The sequence below is a fragment of the Sulfitobacter sp. PR48 genome (assembly GCF_028807335.1).
GTDB lineage: Bacteria > Pseudomonadota > Alphaproteobacteria > Rhodobacterales > Rhodobacteraceae > Sulfitobacter.
This window is the reverse complement of sequence record NZ_JARAMM010000007.1, coordinates 59,353-77,520: the sequence shown is the minus strand read 5'-3', so window position 1 is coordinate 77,520 and position 18,168 is coordinate 59,353. Positions and strand designations below refer to the sequence as shown.

Annotated in this window: 14 protein-coding genes; 5 read left to right on the top strand and 9 right to left on the bottom strand. The window is 63.3% G+C overall.

Annotated elements, in window-relative coordinates; genetic code table 11:
* Window positions 1–28: 28 nt before the first annotated feature.
* The 7 genes from mraY to mraZ are packed head-to-tail and all read right to left on the bottom strand — an operon-like array spanning window position 29 to window position 7,728.
* The gene (gene mraY, locus PVW51_RS10960) at window positions 29–1,111 is read right to left on the bottom strand and encodes a phospho-N-acetylmuramoyl-pentapeptide-transferase (protein WP_274575087.1); all 1,083 of its coding nucleotides are present in this window, start codon (window positions 1,109–1,111) and stop codon (window positions 29–31) included.
* Window positions 1,112–1,153: 42 nt separating this feature from the next.
* Window positions 1,154–2,581 carry a UDP-N-acetylmuramoyl-tripeptide--D-alanyl-D-alanine ligase gene (locus PVW51_RS10955; RefSeq protein WP_274575086.1) on the bottom strand — a complete coding sequence of 476 codons (1,428 nt, stop codon included), beginning with the start codon at window positions 2,579–2,581 and terminating at the stop codon, window positions 1,154–1,156.
* Window positions 2,578–4,062, bottom strand: a complete 1,485-nt coding sequence (locus PVW51_RS10950) for a UDP-N-acetylmuramoyl-L-alanyl-D-glutamate--2,6-diaminopimelate ligase (protein WP_274575085.1) — start codon at window positions 4,060–4,062, stop codon at window positions 2,578–2,580. The genes PVW51_RS10955 and PVW51_RS10950 overlap by 4 nt, the downstream gene beginning before the upstream one ends.
* A gap of 30 nt (window positions 4,063–4,092) precedes the next feature.
* Entirely contained in the window at window positions 4,093–5,880 is a 1,788-nt protein-coding gene (locus PVW51_RS10945) for a peptidoglycan D,D-transpeptidase FtsI family protein (RefSeq protein ID WP_269363704.1), read from the bottom strand.
* Window positions 5,877–6,239: a cell division protein FtsL gene (gene ftsL / locus PVW51_RS10940; protein ID WP_114276583.1), complete on the bottom strand. Its 363-nt coding sequence runs from the start codon at window positions 6,237–6,239 to the stop codon at window positions 5,877–5,879. The genes PVW51_RS10945 and ftsL overlap by 4 nt, the downstream gene beginning before the upstream one ends.
* A 2-nt stretch (window positions 6,240–6,241) precedes the next feature.
* Complete coding sequence (gene rsmH, locus PVW51_RS10935) at window positions 6,242–7,231, bottom strand: 16S rRNA (cytosine(1402)-N(4))-methyltransferase RsmH (RefSeq protein ID WP_274575084.1); 990 nt, start codon at window positions 7,229–7,231, stop codon at window positions 6,242–6,244.
* A gap of 5 nt (window positions 7,232–7,236) precedes the next feature.
* Window positions 7,237–7,728, bottom strand: a complete 492-nt coding sequence (gene mraZ / locus PVW51_RS10930; RefSeq protein ID WP_114276585.1) for a division/cell wall cluster transcriptional repressor MraZ — start codon at window positions 7,726–7,728, stop codon at window positions 7,237–7,239.
* A 951-nt stretch (window positions 7,729–8,679) separates the two neighbouring features.
* On the opposite strand from mraZ, the gene PVW51_RS10925 reads away from it, so the two are divergent.
* On the top strand, window positions 8,680–10,095 hold the full coding sequence (locus tag PVW51_RS10925; protein WP_274575082.1) for a CAP domain-containing protein: 1,416 nt from the start codon (window positions 8,680–8,682) through the stop codon (window positions 10,093–10,095).
* Window positions 10,096–10,591: 496 nt separating this feature from the next.
* Entirely contained in the window at window positions 10,592–11,383 is a 792-nt protein-coding gene (locus tag PVW51_RS10920; protein WP_269363710.1) for a hypothetical protein, read from the top strand.
* A gap of 12 nt (window positions 11,384–11,395) precedes the next feature.
* Here PVW51_RS10920 and PVW51_RS10915 read toward each other — a convergent pair whose 3' ends face one another.
* Window positions 11,396–12,469, bottom strand: a complete 1,074-nt coding sequence (locus PVW51_RS10915; RefSeq protein ID WP_274575081.1) for an Mrp/NBP35 family ATP-binding protein — start codon at window positions 12,467–12,469, stop codon at window positions 11,396–11,398.
* 493 nt (window positions 12,470–12,962) lie between these two features.
* Here PVW51_RS10915 and PVW51_RS10910 point away from each other — a divergent pair, with 493 nt between their 5' ends.
* Window positions 12,963–13,175, top strand: a complete 213-nt coding sequence (locus PVW51_RS10910) for a DUF1127 domain-containing protein (protein WP_114276589.1) — start codon at window positions 12,963–12,965, stop codon at window positions 13,173–13,175.
* A 455-nt stretch (window positions 13,176–13,630) separates the two neighbouring features.
* Here PVW51_RS10910 and PVW51_RS10905 read toward each other — a convergent pair whose 3' ends face one another.
* Window positions 13,631–15,973: an ATP-dependent helicase gene (locus PVW51_RS10905; protein WP_274575078.1), complete on the bottom strand. Its 2,343-nt coding sequence runs from the start codon at window positions 15,971–15,973 to the stop codon at window positions 13,631–13,633.
* A gap of 207 nt (window positions 15,974–16,180) precedes the next feature.
* Here PVW51_RS10905 and PVW51_RS10900 point away from each other — a divergent pair, with 207 nt between their 5' ends.
* Together PVW51_RS10900 and PVW51_RS10895 are read left to right on the top strand one after the other, a co-directional pair.
* Window positions 16,181–16,951: a hypothetical protein gene (locus PVW51_RS10900; protein ID WP_269363716.1), complete on the top strand. Its 771-nt coding sequence runs from the start codon at window positions 16,181–16,183 to the stop codon at window positions 16,949–16,951.
* A 59-nt stretch (window positions 16,952–17,010) separates the two neighbouring features.
* Window positions 17,011–18,150, top strand: a complete 1,140-nt coding sequence (locus PVW51_RS10895; protein WP_274575077.1) for an alpha-hydroxy acid oxidase — start codon at window positions 17,011–17,013, stop codon at window positions 18,148–18,150.
* The last annotated feature ends 18 nt before the right edge of the window (window positions 18,151–18,168 follow it).

Here is an 18,168-nt window from a genome sequence, read left to right as displayed (position 1 = left end):
GCCCGCGGCACGCGGCGCGCCAGCGCGGTTACCGGACCTTCAGCGTCGCCAGACCGATCATGGCGAGGATCAGCGAGATGATCCAGAACCGGATCACGATCTGCGGCTCGGCCCAGCCCTTCTTTTCATAGTGATGGTGGATCGGCGCCATCAGAAAGACCCGTTTGCCGGTGCGCTTGAAGTAGAGCACCTGAATGATCACCGACAGCGCCTCCACCACGAACAACCCACCGACAATCGCCAGCACCAGTTCGTGCTTGGTCGCCACCGCAATCGCCCCCAGGGCACCGCCCAGGGCCAATGACCCGGTATCGCCCATGAAAACCGCGGCCGGCGGCGCGTTGTACCACAAGAAGCCCAGTCCCCCGCCAAAGAGCCCGGCGGTAAAGATCAGGATTTCACCGGTGCCGGGGACATAATGCACATCCAGATAATCGGTGAAATCGACCCGCCCCACCGCATAGGCAATGACCCCCAGCGTGCCGGCCGCGATCATCACCGGCATGATCGCAAGACCGTCCAGACCGTCGGTCAGGTTCACCGCATTGGCCGCCCCCACGATCACGATGATTGAGAAGGGCACAAAGAGAACCCCGAGGTTGATCAGCGTATCCTTGAAGACCGGCAGCGCCAGCTGATATTGCAGCGCTTCGGGATGATATTGCGCGGCCCAGAAACCGGCAATGCCCGAAATCAGAAATCCCAGCAATAACCGTATCTTGCCGGACACACCTGATGTGTTCTGCTTGCTGACCTTGGCGTAGTCATCCGCAAATCCGATGGCGGCAAAGCTCATGGTCACGAAAAGCACCAGCCAGACAAAGGGATTGTCGAGCCGCGCCCAGAGCAGTGTCGAGGTCAGCAGCGCCCCCACGATCAGCAGCCCGCCCATGGTCGGCGTGCCCGCCTTCACGAAATGCCCTTCTGGGCCATCGTCGCGGATCGGCTGGCCCTTGCCCTGCCTGCGGCGCAGCACCGCGATCAGCGGCCGCCCGAAGAGAAAGCCGAACACCAGCGCGGTCAGGAAAGCCCCCCCGGCACGGAAGGTGATGTAACGAAACAGGTTAAAGAAATCACCGCCATCCGAAAGCAGGGTCAACCAATAGAGCATTCAAACGCGTCCTTACTCAACATCTTGTCACATCACCCCGGGTTACAGGGTTTCAACCGGATGGCCCATTTTGCGGATGGCGTCAACAATCGCCCCCAGTTTCATTGAAAGCGACCCCTTGGCCAGCACCACATCCCCGGAATCGAGCAGCCCGCGCAGGTCCGGCAGGACCTCGGCAGAGGTTTCGGCCCGGATCCCGCGCTGGTGCTCGGGCAGCAGGTCATGCAGCGATCCCATCAGCGGGCCGATGCAATGCACCACATCCAGCGCCTGGGTCGCAGGCAGATGGGCAAGGCCCGCGTGCAGCGCCACCGCATCGGGGCCCAGTTCCTTCATGTCACCCAGAAAGGCGATCCGCCGTCCCTTGCTGACCCGGCCGATGTCATGGGTCACCTCTGAGGCGGCCAGAACTTCAAGTGCGGCGGCCATCGAGGTCGGATTGGCATTGTAGCTGTCGTCGATCAGGGCCAGCGTCAGATGGGTTTCGATCGGGTCGAGCACGATCACCTCGCGCACGCCGCGCCCCTTGTAGGGCTGCCAGCGGCCCAGCGATTGCGCCGCCAGCGCCATATCGACCCCCAGCGCATGGCAGACCGCCAGCGCCCCAAGGCCGTTCATCGCGAAATGGCGCCCCGGCGTGGCGATCTTGAACAGGATCGGGACATTGTCATGGCTGGCCTGCACCACGGTGGTATCGGCCTGCACATGCACGTCCAGCAGTTTGAAGTGATGGCCATGCAGGCCGAATTCCAGCTCCCGCAAGCGGCAGTCCACCGCCTTGGCCATCAGGATCGCCGCATGTTCGATATCGGCGTTGATCACGGCCCAGCCGCCCGGTTTCACCCCTTCAAAGATCGAGGCCTTTTCAACGGCGATCCCGGCCAGATCGTCGAAGGCCTCCAGATGGGCGGCGGCAACGGTGGTGACCATCGCCACATCCGCCTGCGCCATCCGCGCCAGCGGGGCGATCTCTCCGGGGTGGTTCATGCCGATCTCGATGATGGCGAATTCGGTGTCGGCAGGCATCCGCGCCAGTGTCAGCGGCACCCCCCAGTGGTTGTTGTAGCTGGCCACGCTGGCATGGGTCCGGCCCTGGTCGCCCAGCATCGCCAGCAGCATTTCCTTGGTCGAGGTCTTGCCGACACTGCCGGTCACCGCGACCACCCTGGCCCGGGTCCGCGCACGGGCCGCCTGCCCCAGCCTTTCAAGCCCCGCCAGCACGTCATCGACAATCAGCAATGGCGCATCCTTGGCCAGGCCTTCGGGGATGCGCGACACCAGGGCGGCACCCGCGCCGCTCTCCAGCGCCTGCGCCACAAAGTCATGGCCGTCGCGGACATCCTTCAGCGCGACAAAGAGGTCGCCCTTTTCTATTGTCCTCGTGTCGATGGACACGCCGTCACAGGTCCATTCCCCCAGCGCCCGCCCGCCGGTGGCTGCCGCGGCCTCCGCTGCCGTCCAGAGCGTCATGCAAGCCTCCCGTCCAGCGCCGCCACGGCAACGCTTGCCTGTTCCACATCGTCAAAGGGCAGCACATCCTGCCCCACGATCTGCCCCGTCTCATGGCCTTTGCCCGCGATCAGCAGCGCATCACCCGGTCCCAGCAGGTCGATGCCGCGCAGGATCGCCTCGGCCCGGTCGCCGACTTCCATCGCGCCGGGCGCGCCTTCGAGGACCGCCGCGCGGATGCTTGCGGGATCTTCGGAGCGGGGATTGTCGTCGGTGACGATCACCGTGTCGGCATGGGTCATCGCCGCCGCCCCCATCAGGGGCCGTTTGGCGCGGTCACGGTCGCCGCCCGCACCGACGATGGCAATCAGACGGCCCATCACATGCGGGCGCATCGCGGCCAGCGCGGTGGCAATGGCATCGGGCGTATGGGCATAATCCACAAAGACCGCCGCCCCGTTGCGCCGGGTCGCGGCAAGCTGCATGCGGCCCCGCACCGTGGTCAGATGCGGCAATGTATCAAATACCTCCTGCGGTTGCCCGCCGCAGGCGATCACGAGGCCTGCAGCCAGCAGCACATTGTCGGCCTGAAACCCGCCGATCAGTTCCAGCCGTTTCTGCACCGCCTTGCCCTGCCATTCAAAGCGCAGGTCCTGCCCGGTCGCGTCATAGCGCTGCGCCGTCAGGTGCAGATCGCCGCCGTCGCGGCCCACGGTCAGCACCTCGCAGCCGCGCGCGCGGGCAATCGCGGCCATGTCGACCCCGCGGGGGTCGTCGGTGTTGATCACCGCCGTGCCATCCTCTGCCAGCACGCGGGCAAACAGTCCCGCCTTGGCGTCGAAATAGGCGTCAAAGGTCTCGTGATAATCCAGATGATCCTGGGTGAAGTTGGTAAAGCCCGCGGCGCGCAGGGTCACGCCATCAAGCCGCCGCTGGTCCAGCCCGTGGCTGGAGGCCTCCATCGCCGCATGGGTGATGCCATTGTCCGCCGCCGCGCGCAGGGTGCGATGCAGGGTGATCGGCTCCGGTGTGGTATGGGCCAGCGGCGCGGTCCAGGCCCCTTCGACACCGGTGGTGCCAAGGTTCACGGCAGCAAAGCCCATCTCGATCCAGATCTGGCGCACAAAGGTCGAAACGGAGGTCTTGCCATTGGTCCCGGTCACCGCCGTCATGGTTTTGGGCTGGCCGCCGAACCACAGGGCAGCGGTGCGCGCCAGCGCCTCGCGGGGGACGTCAGAGACCACCAGCGCGGCCCCGGCGGCGCGGATCGCATCGCCTGCCATCGCGGCCCCCTCGGGGTCGGTCAGCACCGCCACGGCGCCGTCGCCAAGCGCCTTGCCGATGAACCGCGCGCCATGGACCTGGGTGCCGGGCATCGCTGCAAACAGGCACCCCGGCCCGACCTTGCGGCTGTCCACCTGCAGGTCTTCGATTGTCGGATTCGCCCCATTGGCCGCCATCAGGCCAAGGGAGTTCAGTGATGTTTTTCGGGGGCTGCTCATGGCTGCGCCTTTGCGGCTTGGTTCTTGAGGCTAGTTGTTGCCCGCAAGCGTTACCACAGCCTCCTCAAGCGGTTCAACAGTGGGTCGCAGCCCCAGCAGCGGCGCAATCCGGCGGATCATCTCAGCCGCAACCGGCACGGCGGTCCAGCCGGCGGTACGGCGCGGTTTCGCGCCGGAGGTTTCGACCGCTTCGTCCAGCGTGACGATCAGCACGTATTTGGGATCATTTGCCGGGAAAAAGGATGCGAATGTCGCAATCACCTTGTCCTTGTAATATCCGCCCGTGGGTTTGGGTTTGTCCGCCGTACCGGTCTTGCCCGCGATCTGGTAACCCGGCACTTCGGCAAAGCTTGCGGTGCCGTCGGTGACCACCTTGCGCAGGATCCGGCGCGCATCGGCCGAGGCATTGGCCGAGATCAGGCGCGGCCCGAGCTGGGGGGTTTCCTGTTTGATCAGTGTCGGTTTGACCTGATATCCGCCATTGGCCAGCATCGCATAGCCCGCCGCCAGATGCATCGGGCTGCTGGACATGCCATGGCCATAGGAAATCGTCACCGATGACAGTTCGGTCCAGCGCTTCGGCAGCAATGGCTTGCCACCTGCGGCCTCCACGATCTCGAATGGGGTCGCCTCGAAGAAACCCAGTTTCTTGAGGAATTCCTGCTGTCTGGCCGCCCCGATCTGCAGGGCGAGCCGCCCGGTGCCCCGGTTCGACGAATGGACGATGATATCCGCCACGCTCAGCTTGCCGTAGTTCTTGCCATGGAATTCGCCGATCCTGAAACCGCCGACCTTCATCGGCCCGGCGGTGTCGATCACGGTGTCTGCATTGACGAGCCCCAGTTCGATCGCCTGTGTTGCCGCAAAGATCTTGAAGGCCGAGCCCAGTTCGTAAACCCCCTGAACCGAGCGGTTGAACAGCGGGCTGTCCGAAGCATCCCCCTTTGTCGCGGGCCGGGGGCGGTCGTTGGGATCGAAACTAGGCAAGGAGACGACACTGACCACTTCGCCGGTCTTCACGTCCATCAGGACCGATGTGGCGCCCTTTGCATTGAACAGTTTCATCCCGCCCGCCAGCACCTGTTCGGCGGCCGCCTGAACGGTCAGGTCCAGCGACAGCTGCAGCGGCTTGTTGCCGTTGGCAGGGTCGCGCAAATAGTCGTCAAAGTATTTCTCGACGCCCGCAACACCGATGACTTCGGCGGCATGCACGCCTTCCTTGCCAAAGCTGGCACCGCCCATCACATGGGCCGCCAGCTTGCCATTGGGATAAAGACGCATGTCGCGCGGTGCGAACAACAGGCCCGGATCGCCGATGTCATGCACCGCCTGCATCTGTTCGGGGCTGATTTTCTTCTTGATCCACAGGAACTTGCGCTTGCCGGTGAAATCCTTGAGCAGAAGTTCCTCGTCCAGGTCCGGGAAAACACCCACCAGCTTTTTGGCCGCGGCTGCCGGGTCCACCATATGGCGGGGCTGGGCATAAAGCGCATGGGTCTCGAAATTGGTCGCCAGAATATTGCCGTTGCGGTCCACGATATCCGCCCGCGAGGCCGAGATCACGGCACCCGGCGCATGGGCGCGCGGCTCCACCGCTTCGGAAGTTGCCAGAAGCCCCATACGCGCGCCCACCACGGAAAAGGCGCAGAAAAAGAACACGCCCAGCACCAGCAGCCGCCCTTCGGCGCGTTGCCGCGACCGGTCGCGCATCTGCTCGTGCCGGATGCGCTTGTTCTCGCGTTCGATGGCGTCGGGGTTCTCGCCCCGCTGGCGGGCATCCAGAATACGCGCCAGCGGGCGCAGCGGTGTGCGGATCATAGCGGGTCCTCCTGGCTGTCGGGTGCATTCATGGTCGAGACATCGACCGGATCGGTGATCGGCAGCAGCGGTGCCGGCGGATAGGCCACCTGGTCCACCGCGCCGAACTGGTCGGGTTGCAGCGGCAAAAGCCCCAGCCGGTCAAAGTTGAGCACCGCCAGGTCGCGCAGCCGTTCGGGGCGGTTCTGATAGGCCCATTCCGCCTTGAGCACGGCGAGGCGCGCATAGGCCCCGCGAATATTGGCATGCAGCTTGTCAGCCTCGCTCAGCGCCTGCTGGGTCGCGTAATTCTCGCGGTAGGCCCAGAAAGCCAGTCCGATGACCGCCATGGAGGTGAGAACGTATAAGACTGCTCGCATCGTTACTGTCCCTTGACCATCGGCATCCCGATGGATTTCGCATCAACCGCACCGCTGGGTGCATCCGTTCTGATCGCCACCCGCAGCTTTGCCGACCGGCTGCGCGGGTTTTCGTCCAGTTCCTGCGCGTCCGGCCCGATGGCCTTGCGCTTTTCCACCCGGAACTGCGGCTCCGGGCGGTCGACCTCGGGGGCAAAGCGGTTGGCGTTGCCGCCGCCGCCCGACCGGGCCGTCAGGAACCGTTTGACCATCCGGTCCTCGACCGAGTGAAAGGTCACGACAGCCAGTTGACCGCCGGGCCGCAGGGCGCGTTCTGCCGCCATAAGACCCTGGAAAAGCTCGCCATATTCATCGTTGACCGCAATGCGGATCGCCTGAAAGCTGCGGGTCGCCGGATGCGACTGGCCGGGCTTGGCGCGCGGCAGGCAGCCTTCGATCAACTTTGCCAGTTGCAATGTGGTGGTGATCGGCGCCTCGGCACGGGCGCGCGCAATCGCCTTGGCGATGCGGCGGCTTGCGCGTTCCTCGCCATATTGGAACAGGATGTTGGCAATCAGCTCTTCGTCGCCCTCGTTCACCAGATCGGCAGCCGAGGGGCCGTCCTGCGACATGCGCATGTCCAGCGGCCCGTCGCGCATGAAGGAAAAACCGCGTTCGGCCAGGTCCAGCTGCATCGAGGACACGCCGAGGTCGAGCACGATCCCGTCGAGATCCTGCGCATAGGTGTCCATCTTCGAGAACACGCCCTGCTGCATGGTGATCCGCTCGCCATAGGCATCGGCCCATTCCGCCGCCATCTCGAAGGCCAGCGGGTCGCGGTCCACCGCGATCACCCGGGATGCCCCCGCCTCTATCAGGCCGCGGGTATAGCCGCCTGCCCCGAAGGTGCCATCCAGCCAGACACCTGACACGGGTGCGACGGCAGCCAGCAAGGGGCGCAGCAGAACGGGAGTGTGGGGGGCAGTCTGTTGAGGGGAGGCCGCAGCAGCCATCAGGTTCAGGCCTCCTGATCGCCGTCCAGGAAGGCCATCGGATCGAAATCCTCAGGCAGGTCGGTTGCCCAGGCTTCCTCTTCGGCTTCGTAGGTTTCGGGTTTCCAGATCTGGAAGGTATCGCCGGTGGCGAAAAAGAACGCCTCGGCGTCCAGGTCGATCTTCTTGCGCAGCTTGGCGGGGAGCACCAGGCGGCCGGTTTCATCCACCGTGGTGGGAAAGGACTGACCATGGAACAGGCGTTGCAGCGCCTTACGGGCAACCGATCCACGCGGCAGCGCGTCGATCTTGCTGTCCACCTCGTCGATGGCTTCCATTGTATAGCATTCAAGGAAATTGCGCTTGGCATCGCCATAGACGATCACAAGCTCGGGGTTCTCGCCGGATTTCCAGTTGGGGTCGCCGGCTTCCAGCACACGCCGAAAAGAGGCCGGTATGGATACCCGCCCCTTGCTATCGACCTTATGCTGGCTTTCGCCTCTGAACCTGCGGCCCACTTGTTTTCCTGCCTGCGCGCTTTGCGCTTATCTTCTTGTCGCGCCCCCGCGAATTTTCTGTCCTCTGGTCCGAAGTGATCTCCGGACATGGAAACGGCGGGTTGATCTGCTGCCACTGATCAACCCGCCGCCCTCGTCCCGCAGCTTGGCGGGGAAGTCCGACTGCGCGCGCCACCTGGGGGGATGTCTGCTCGCCCGCGCGCCGGATCTCTTTGGTCTGATGAAAGCGAGGTGCCTGTATGAAACCTGCTAGGTTTTATTTTTATTTGGGGTCGTTTGGTGCCCCGTGTCCCGTTCTCATCCGATGCACTAGGGATGCCACGGGAAATCATGGGCGTCTACATTTTTTTTGCCACAAACCCACGATATTTAGTTTTACACATGCTGGTGAGACTAAATCTGGTGGCGAAATTCCGGCCATTTTCCGCCTATTAAGTATAATTTTCAAAAATAAACACAATATATAGCGCCGCGTCATCGCGCACCAAAACTTCCCACGAATTCCCAGAAAAATTCATCCGCAGATTTATCCACAGGGTATGTTCCACTCCTGTTCCATAAAACGAAGGCCAGATTCAAGGGAGATCAACCCATTTCCCATAAATTTGATTCGTATTCGGCAGGTTCTGGCCGAATCACCGGCCCGGACCTCTCCCATTTCCCCCGATTTCCCAGAACACCGCCCCTGATGAGCGGTCTGTCCCATGATTGCCCAGAGAAAGCCCCCGGAACCTCTCCACCAGACCGGAGTTCCCGTATAAAGGGAACTATCACCAGGGTTTCGCCTTGCCACCTGCACCGGCGCTGCCCCTTTTCGTTCACAGGAAAAGCCCAGAAAAAACCAAAAACAGGGCGAACCATGACCGCATTCCTGCCGTCAAACAGGTTTTAATCTTTCGACCCGATAACTAAGCGTCAGCCGTCCGGCGCCCACGATCAAAGGAATGATGAATGAGTATCGCTTCTGATATCGAAGCTTACATGTTGACGCTGATCAACGAGGTACGTGCCGAACATGGCCTGGGGGCGCTGACCCTTGAAATGAATCTGAACCAATCCGCAGACGACCATAGCGACTGGATGATCCGGACCGATACCTTCAGCCATACCGGCGCCGGTGACAGCACGTCGAACGATCGCATTCGGGCCGCAGGCTTTGACCTTTCCGGCGCCTGGCGCACGGGAGAGAACCTTGCGGTGCAGACCATTCGTGGCCCGGATGGCCTGTGGGACGATGTGCGCGACCTGCATGAGGGGCTGATGAACTCCGCCTCGCACCGGGCGAATATCCTGAATGCAAGCTATACCCACATCGGCATCGGCATTGACGTCGGCCCGATGAGCTATGGCACCGGCACCTTTTACAACTCCATCGTCGTCACCCAGAACTTTGGCGCGACCCAGGGCGCCCTGGACGAGCAGATCATGGGTGACGCCCGCGCCAACGTGATCGAAACATCCTTTGGCGAGGATTATATCACCGGTGGCGCAGGCAATGATCTGATCAGCACCGGCAGCGGCCACGACACCATCGACGGCGGCGGCGGCAATGACAGCGTCCGCGCAGGCGATGGCGCGGACTTTGTACGGGGTGGCATTGGCGCGGACGATCTGCACGGCAATGCCGGGTCTGACACCATCCTGGGTGATATCGGCAATGATGCCATCCTCGGCGGCAACGGGAACGATCTGCTGCGCGGCGGCGCGCAGGAGGACAGCATCGCCGGTGGTGAGGGCAATGACCGCATCTTTGGCGAAGGCGGCTTTGACCTGCTGCGCGGCGGCGCGGGCAATGACACCATCGACGGCGGGGATCAGGCCGACAACCTATACGGCGACGGCGGTGACGACCTGCTGCTGGGTGGTGCCGGCTTCGACCGGCTGTTCGGCGGCGACGGCAATGACATGCTCCTTGGCGGCGATACCGGTGACGCCCTGTTCGGCCAGCTGGGCAATGACACCCTGCGCGGCGAAGACGGCGATGACCGCTTTTTCGGCGGTGAGGGCAATGACCTGATCGAGGGTGGCAACGGCAATGACGCCATGAGAGGCGGTGCGGGCTTTGACCGGCTGGACGGGGGGGCAGGCAATGACGTGCTGGTCGGCCTCTTCAACGCCGACACCTTTGTCTTTGCGGATATGGCCGGCGGCTTTGGCAACGACACCATCAATGATTTCGACGCCAACAACCGCTTTGAGCGGATCGACCTCAGCGCGGTACATGCGATTACCGATTTCAACGACCTGATCACGCACCACGTGCAGCAGGTCGGCCGCAGCGTGCTGATCGACGCGGGCGACAACAGTACCATTCTTCTGCTTGGCGTCAGCCTGGGCGATCTCGACGGGACCGATTTCATCTTCTGACCTGCCCGGTTGAATGTGCCGATGGCCTGAAAGCTGCGGGAAGCCGCAGCTTTCAGATTGCTGACAAACCCGGAAACGGCTGCCGCCGGAGGTAAATCGTTCTTCTGCGCTCAGCGTTACGTTCTCGAACGAAGGGCCGCGCCCGAGCCTGGGAGGGCGCATTGAGACGCGCATTCGGAGCGATTCCCTTACAAATATCAATGTTGCCAGTGTGATACGAGAAGTCACCAAAAGCGCCCTCCCGGGGGGAGGGTCGGGCGCGGCCCGGGCTGACACCCGGGCCAAGGCTTGTGGCTGGCGTCGTGGAAGAACGATTTCGTTGTTTCGGGAGGAGCGGGTGCAGGAACGTGCTTTTTCAGCAGCCTGAAAGCTGCGGGAAGCCGCAGCTTTTTCATTTCCAGCCGGATTGCTGACCTCCTGATCAAGAATTTGACGGCATCTGCTTGCACCGGCGCGGCACATTAGCCAAAAGGTTTATAACTTCAGGAGCATACTTTTGACCGTCGGACTAGCCATCATCGCCCATGCCATACGCATGTTGATTCATGAGCCGGGCACCACCCTGCGGGTGATCCTGCCGGGGCTGGCCATGGTCCTGCTCAGCACCATCGCCGCGACAGTGCTGGTATCCGATGTGATTGCCGCCCTCTCCGGCAGCAACGCCAACGCGATACTTCAGATCGCCCCCGCCGATGTCCTGCTGATGCTGGCGCTGGGGCTGACCGGGCTGCTGGGCTATGCCCTGATGGCGATCCACTGGCACCGCCATGTCCTGCTGAACGGACCGGAGCGCGCCCGGGACCTGCGTCCGGGCTGGAGCGTCATTGCCTTCTACATCTGGCGGGCCATCACCGTAGCCCTTGTCCAGATGCTGGCCGCCGTTCCGATTCTGACTGCCCTGACCGTGCTGGCCGGGTTCACCGGCTGGCAGGCCACGCCGGGCCAGACCGGTTCCTCCATGATCCTCGGGCTTCTGGCGGGCATCGCCTTTGTCTGGATCGCCCTGCGGTTCAGCATCACCCTGCCCGCCGCCGCCATGGGCCAGCGTATGGGCCTGCTGCAAAGCTGGATCGTCTCTGCCCCGATGTCCGGCGCGATCCTGTCGGTTGCGGCCCTGCTGTCCCTGATCAACGTGGCGACAAGCGTTATCCTGTCGCTGCTGCTGCCGGGGCCCGGCCCCGCGGGCCTGCTGCTGGAAACCTGCGTGTTCCTGGCCGAAGGGATCATCTTTGTCTCGGTCCTGACCACGCTCTACGGTCATCTGGTGGAAAAACGCCCCCTGGGCTGAAGCGGCGGCGGCTCAGGCCATGCCGCCCTTGACCAGCCCTTCCGCAATCCGCGCATAGGCCTGCGCCATCGGGCCGTCACCGGCGGCCACCGGCGTGCCCGCATCCCCCGCCAGACGGGTTTCCAGATCAATCGGCAAAGCCCCGAGCAAGGGCACGCCCATCTTCTCGGCCTCCGCCGCGACACCACCATGTCCGAATATCGCATGTTCCGCCCCGCAATCGGGACAGACAAACATCGACATGTTCTCGATCAGCCCCAGAACCGGGGTCTTGAGCGTCGCGAACATGTCGATGGCCTTGCGCGCATCGATCAGAGCCACGTCCTGCGGCGTGCTGACAACAATCGCCCCGGTCAGTTCGGACTTGGTACAAAGGGTCAGCTGCACATCCCCCGTGCCCGGCGGCAGATCGACCAGCAGCACGTCCAGCTCCCCCCATTGCACCTGCCCCAGCATCTGCTGCAATGCGCCCATGAGCATCGGTCCGCGCCAGACCACCGCCTTGCCCTCTTCCATCATGAAGCCGATGGACATCATCGTGACCCCATGCGCCTGCAGGGGAATGATCGTCTTGCCATCCGGGCTGGCGGGACGCTTGTTCACCCCCATCATGCGGGGCTGGCTGGGGCCATAAATATCCGCGTCCAGCAGCCCCACCCGGCGGCCCTGACGCGCCAGCGCCACGGCAAGGTTGGAACTGACGGTGGATTTGCCCACCCCGCCCTTGCCGGATGCAATGGCGAGAATGCGGTCCACCCCTGCGGGCCTGACCGGGCCCTCCTGCGGCTTGGGATGGCCCCCGATCTTCAGGCTGGGCGGTGCCGGCGGTTTCCTGGCCGGCCCATGTGCCGTCAGGGCCACGGAAACGCTGCGCACCCCCGGCAATTCCGCGACAACCTTTTCCGCCGCGTCACGCAGCGGGCCCATGGCCTGCGCCACCTCGGCCGAGGGCGCCTCGATGACAAAGCGCACCACATCATCCTCGATCCGCAAGGCCCGGACCAGATCATGTTCGATCAGGTTCTTGCCATCGGGCAGGCTCACACGGGAAAGCGCGGTTTCGACATCGGTCTTGGTGATCGGCATGATAATCTCCTGTGGCTGCCCCTGACATGCCAGTTTCTGCAAAAATCACAAGGGGAGGCGCGCATCTGCCCAAGTCTTCGGCACTGCGCCCAGGAAACGTACCGGAACACCATGTTTTTGCTGCATAGCAGCATTGCAAAACTAATCATTGTGCAGACGCAGCATTACGGCGATATTGTGTACAAGAAGCGCGGCAACGCCCTTCGAGAGAAAGACCAGACGGGGTCATCCTCCTCCCGACACCGTCTGTGATTGGCGGCGACATCCTCCTCCTCCCTGATGTCGCCGCCCTTTTTCTGTTCCACCCCCTGCCCGCAAGTACCGCGCCCTCCACAGCGCGGCGTTTCCGCATTCAGAACAATGACTTGCCGAAAATGCAGCCCATGCGCGCGCCGCATAACGGCAATGCAGCGATGGACGTTGTTCAGGATTTTTTGAGGCGTATATGCCTCTCATCCGAAACGACGATGATATGAAAACAAGAGGCGCCAAAATGGCATATTCGACACTGACAACCGCACCGACATCTTCCTTGCTCAGCCGCATCGGCTCCGCCTTTGATGCGCTGGCAACCCGCTACAAACAGCACCGCATGTACCGTGAAACATTCGACGGTCTCAGCGCATTGAGCAACCGCGACCTGGCCGACCTCGGCCTGAGCCGCAGCGACATCAAGCGCATTGCGATGGAAGCCGCCCGCGGCTGAGATACCTGAATCGGTCGTCCGCCTCCTCCCGGCTGGACGACTGGTACCCGGGGCCGCTGCACTTTCCTCCTCCCTGATGCAGCAGCGCCCCGACAAGACCCGAAGCCGATCCTCCCTTGACGCTTCGGGCCGACAAAGAGCAGCGGTGCCGTCCTCCCACGGCACCGCTGTTTCTTTATCCACCCCCAAACATCTCTGGTCTGGCGCCGCCCTTGCTTGGACCTGGCAGGGCGCGCGACGGGCGGACACACCAGCCAAATCGCCGAGGGCCCCCGAAGGGGATACGGCTATTTTGCTTGTGAGGCCGCACGACGGGTGCCAGGACGGGATCAATCAAGGGTGGTGCCAGACCCTCTGGGATGGTGGGCCCGCAGCAAAAATCAAGCATGTCTTGCGCGCGCAGCGCGCTCCGCAGGATCACGCCTGCGTCAGGGCAGCCGTCTCAGAACGGCCAATCAGAACGGCACGTCATCGCAGCCGGACAGGAATCGCGAGACCACCTTTTTCACCCCGGCCTTCTCGAAATCCACTTCCAGCTTGTCGCCTTCGATCCCGATGATCGCACCATAGCCGAACTTCTGGTGAAACACCCGTTCCCCCATGACAAAACTGCTGACAGCCTGCATGTCGATGGTCACATTGCGCTGCTCGCGCGGCTGGCTGATGCCACGTTCGCCCGCCCGCGCCTGCAGCCGCCGCCAGCCGGGCGAATTATAGACATTCGCCTCCGCCGCCGCCTCATGCAGGGTGCTTTTCGGCATCGCCGCCCCGAAACTGCCGCCATAAAGGCCGGGCGGGGTCAGCACTTCCACATGGTCCTCGGGCAATTCGTCGATGAACCGCGAGGGCATGGCGCTTTGCCATTGGCCGAACACCATGCGGTTCCCGGCGAATGAGATCGTGCATAATTCCTCGGCCCGGGTGATTCCGACATAGGCCAGACGGCGCTCTTCCTCCAGCCCCTTGATCCCGCTCTCATCCATGGAGCGCTGCGAGGGAAACAGCCCGTCCTCCCAGCCCGGCAGGAAGACGGCCGGAAATTCCAGCCCCTTGGCCGCATGCAGGGTCATGATGCTGACCTTCTCGCCGCCATCGTCGCTTTCATTGTCCATGATCAGGCTGACATGTTCCAGGAAACCCTGCAGGTTCTCGAATTGCTCCAGCGCCTTGACCAGTTCCTTGAGGTTGTCGAGCCGCCCCGGCGCCTCCGGCGTCTTGTCGTTCTGCCACATGCCGGTATAGCCGGATTCGTCCAGGATGATCTCTGCCAGTTCCACATGGCTGCTGCTGTCATCCGCCGCCCTGCGCCCCCAGCGGTCGATCCCCTCGATCAGCTGCCGCAGCTGCGCCGCGCCCTTGCCGCCGATGCCGTCATGCGCCAGCAGGATGCGTGCGCCTTCCACCAGATTCACGCCATGTTCGCGGGCGGTGGTCTGGATCTTCTGCTGCGCCACATTGCCCAGCCCCCGCTTGGGCGTGTTCACGATCCGCTCGAAGGCCAGATCGTCATTGGGCGAGGTCACCACCCGGAAATAGGCCATCGCGTCCCGGATCTCCAACCGCTCGTAGAATCGCGGCCCGCCGATCACCCGGTAGGGCAGACCGATGGTCAGGAACCGGTCCTCGAAGGCACGCATCTGGTGGCTGGCGCGCACCAGGATCGCCATGGAATCGAGCCCCATCGCATCCATCCCACGGGTGCCGCGCTGCATCGCCTCGATTTCCTCGCCGATCCAGCGCGCCTCTTCCTCACCGTCCCAATGGCCGATCAGGCGCACCTTCTCGCCCTCCTCGGCCTCGGTCCACAGCGTCTTGCCCAGCCGCCCCTCGTTGCCCGCGATCACGCCGGAAGCGGCGGCAAGGATATGCGGGGTTGAGCGGTAGTTCTGCTCCAGCTTGACCACATGCGCGCCGGGAAAGTCGGTCTCGAAGCGCAGGATGTTGCCCACTTCGGCCCCGCGCCAGCCATAGATCGACTGGTCGTCGTCGCCCACGCAGCAGATGTTGCGGTGCCCCTGCGCCAGCAGCCGCAGCCAGAGGTACTGGGCCACGTTGGTATCCTGGTATTCATCCACCAGAATATATCTGAACCAGCGCTGATATTGCTCCAGCACATCCGGGTGCCTTTGAAAGATCGTGACCATATGCAGCAGCAGGTCGCCGAAATCGCAGGCGTTCAGCTCTTTCAGCCGCCGCTGGTACTGATCGTAGATCTCGGTGCCGCGATTGTTGTAGAGCCCCGCATCGGCAGCAGGCACCTTTTCAGGCGTCAGCGCGCGGTTCTTCCAACTGTCGATGATTCCGGACAGCATCCGGGCGGGCCAGCGCTTGTCGTCGATGTTCTCTGCCGCAACCAATTGCTTGAGCAGGCGCAGCTGATCATCCGTGTCCAGAATGGTGAAGTTCGACTTCAGCCCCACCAGTTCGGCGTGGCGGCGCAGAAGTTTCACGCAGATGGCGTGGAACGTGCCCAGCCAGGGCATCCCCTCGACCTGCTGACCCAGCATCTGGCCCACGCGATTCTTCATCTCGCGCGCCGCCTTGTTGGTGAAGGTCACCGCCAGCACTTCATTGGGCCGCGCACGGCCCGTCACCATCAGATGCACGATCCGCGTGGTCAGCGCCTTGGTCTTGCCGGTGCCTGCCCCCGCCAGCATCAGCACGGGGCCGTCCAGTTGTTCGACCGCGGCACGTTGCGCGGGGTTCAGACCATCCAGGTAGGGCTGCGGCCGCGCTGCCATTGCGCGGGCGGACAGCGACGCGCCTTCGAAGGCGTCCATTTCATCAAAGCTGCTCATGCCGCGAAACATAGCGAGTCGCGGGCCTGATGGAAAGCCAGGTTCTCATTATGTTCACGGCTCGTAAATCAACCCTAACAGAGCCTGAAAGTTTCAGTCTAACCATATGCTTTAGAAGAATTTTCAACGGCTTTAACTGTTTACGGTTCTCTAACCAAATGGCGCTTAGTTTGTTTGGAGTTGGGCAACAAGAACAAGGAAGAAGCAATGTTCACCACAGCAGATGTCCGGGGCCTGCGGCGGCAGATCGACAGGTTCAATGTGCCCATGTTCATCGCCCAGCGCTACCGCGACACCGACACTTTTGAAATTCTTGCCCTGAACCGCCGGCACGAAATCGAAAGCGGCATGTCGATGAAGGGCGTGATGGGCAAACCCCTGAGTGATCTGTTGCCACCGAAACAGGCCGCCGCCGTCGCGGCGAAATATGAAAAATGCCTGACGGAAAAAACCCCCCAGCGCTACCGGGAGGTTCTGAACCTGCCAAGCGGGGCGATGATCTGGGATACGACCTTGCAATATGCGCATATCGCCGGACAGCCGGACCGGATCATCGGCAGCGCCATCGTGCTGGAGCGGATCGAACATGACGACCATGACGAGCTTGCCTTTCAGGACATGCGGTATCTTGCCGCCGCATCGGGCTGTGAGCTGGGCAAGGTATCCGCGCTGCTTGAAGCCGTGGAACAGGGACATTTCGATTCCGAACGTCTGGCAGGCTCGGCCGGGATGCTGGCCGGCCTGTGCCGCACGATTGATTCCAAGCTGAACGAAATCCGCACCGCCGCGGAAAAGCGTATCAATGACCGTGCCGCCCGCGCCCTGGCCCCTGCCCGGATCCACCTGATCGAAACGCCCAAGTCGCAGACCCACAACACGGATGAGGTTGACGCCGCGATCACGGCGCTGGTGGCGCTGATCGGTGCAATGCCGGATCACGACGCCCTGTCATCGCATCGGGCTTCCGCAAGCAACTGACGATCTGGCGCCGTCACCGGGCATCTGGACATTGCCATCTGACCCGGCACAAATGGCGCATGGACCTTCACAACAGATACCCCGCCATCGCCGACCTGCGCGCCCGCGCGCAACGGCGCATTCCGCCCTTTGTCTGGGAATACCTCGACAGTGGCACCGGCACCGAGGCCGCCAAGTCCCGTAACCGCACGGCGCTGGACCGGATCGGCATGATGCCATCGGTCCTGCATGGCGAGATCACGCCGGATCTGACCACGGAGTTTCTGGGTCAGACCTTCCCGGTCCCCTTCGGCATCGCACCGATTGGCATGTCGGGGCTGATCTGGCCCGGGGCCGAGGGCCACCTGGCCCGCGCCGCGGCCCGCCACGAGATCCCCTATGCGATCTCGACCGTCGCCACCCAGAGCCCCGAAGACATCGCCCCCGACCTGGGCAAACACGCCTGGTTCCAGCTTTACCCGCCCCGTGACCCCGAGATTCGCGCCGACATGCTGGCGCGCGCCCGCACCGCCGGTTTCGGCACGCTGGTCCTGACCGTGGATGTGCCCGCCTCCTCCCGGCGCGAACGTCAGGTACGCTCGGGGCTGACCAATCCGCCCCGGCTGACCCCACGGCTGCTGGCCCAGGTGGCAACGCGGCCCACCTGGGCCTGGCAGACGGCGAAACGCGGCATGCCGCATATGCGCGGTCTGGACAAATACGTCACCGACGCCACCGCAAACCTGCCGCCGACCGCACATATGGGCTACCTGCTGCGCACCGCCCCCGACTGGGAGTATGTCGCCTGGCTGCGCGACGCCTGGGAGGGGCCCTTCATCGTCAAGGGCGTGCTGCGCCCCGACGACGCGGTGCGGCTGGCACAGATGGGCATCGACGCGGTCTGGGTCTCCAACCACGCGGGCCGCCAGTTCGACGGCGCCCCCGCCAGCATCGAGGCGCTGCCGGACATCCGCGCCGCCACCTCCCTGCCCCTGATCTTCGACAGCGGCATCGAAGGCGGGCTCGACATCCTGCGCGCGCTGGCGCTCGGGGCGGATTTCGTGATGCTGGGGCGGGCCTTCCATTTTGCCCTTGGCGCCCTTGGCCCGCGCGGCGCCGATCATCTGATCGACCTGCTGGCAAAGGACATGATCGCCAACATGGGCCAGCTGGGCCTGGCAGACCTCGCCGCCCTGCCCGACCCGATCTTCCTGTCCTGAGGTCGCAATGCCGCTGCA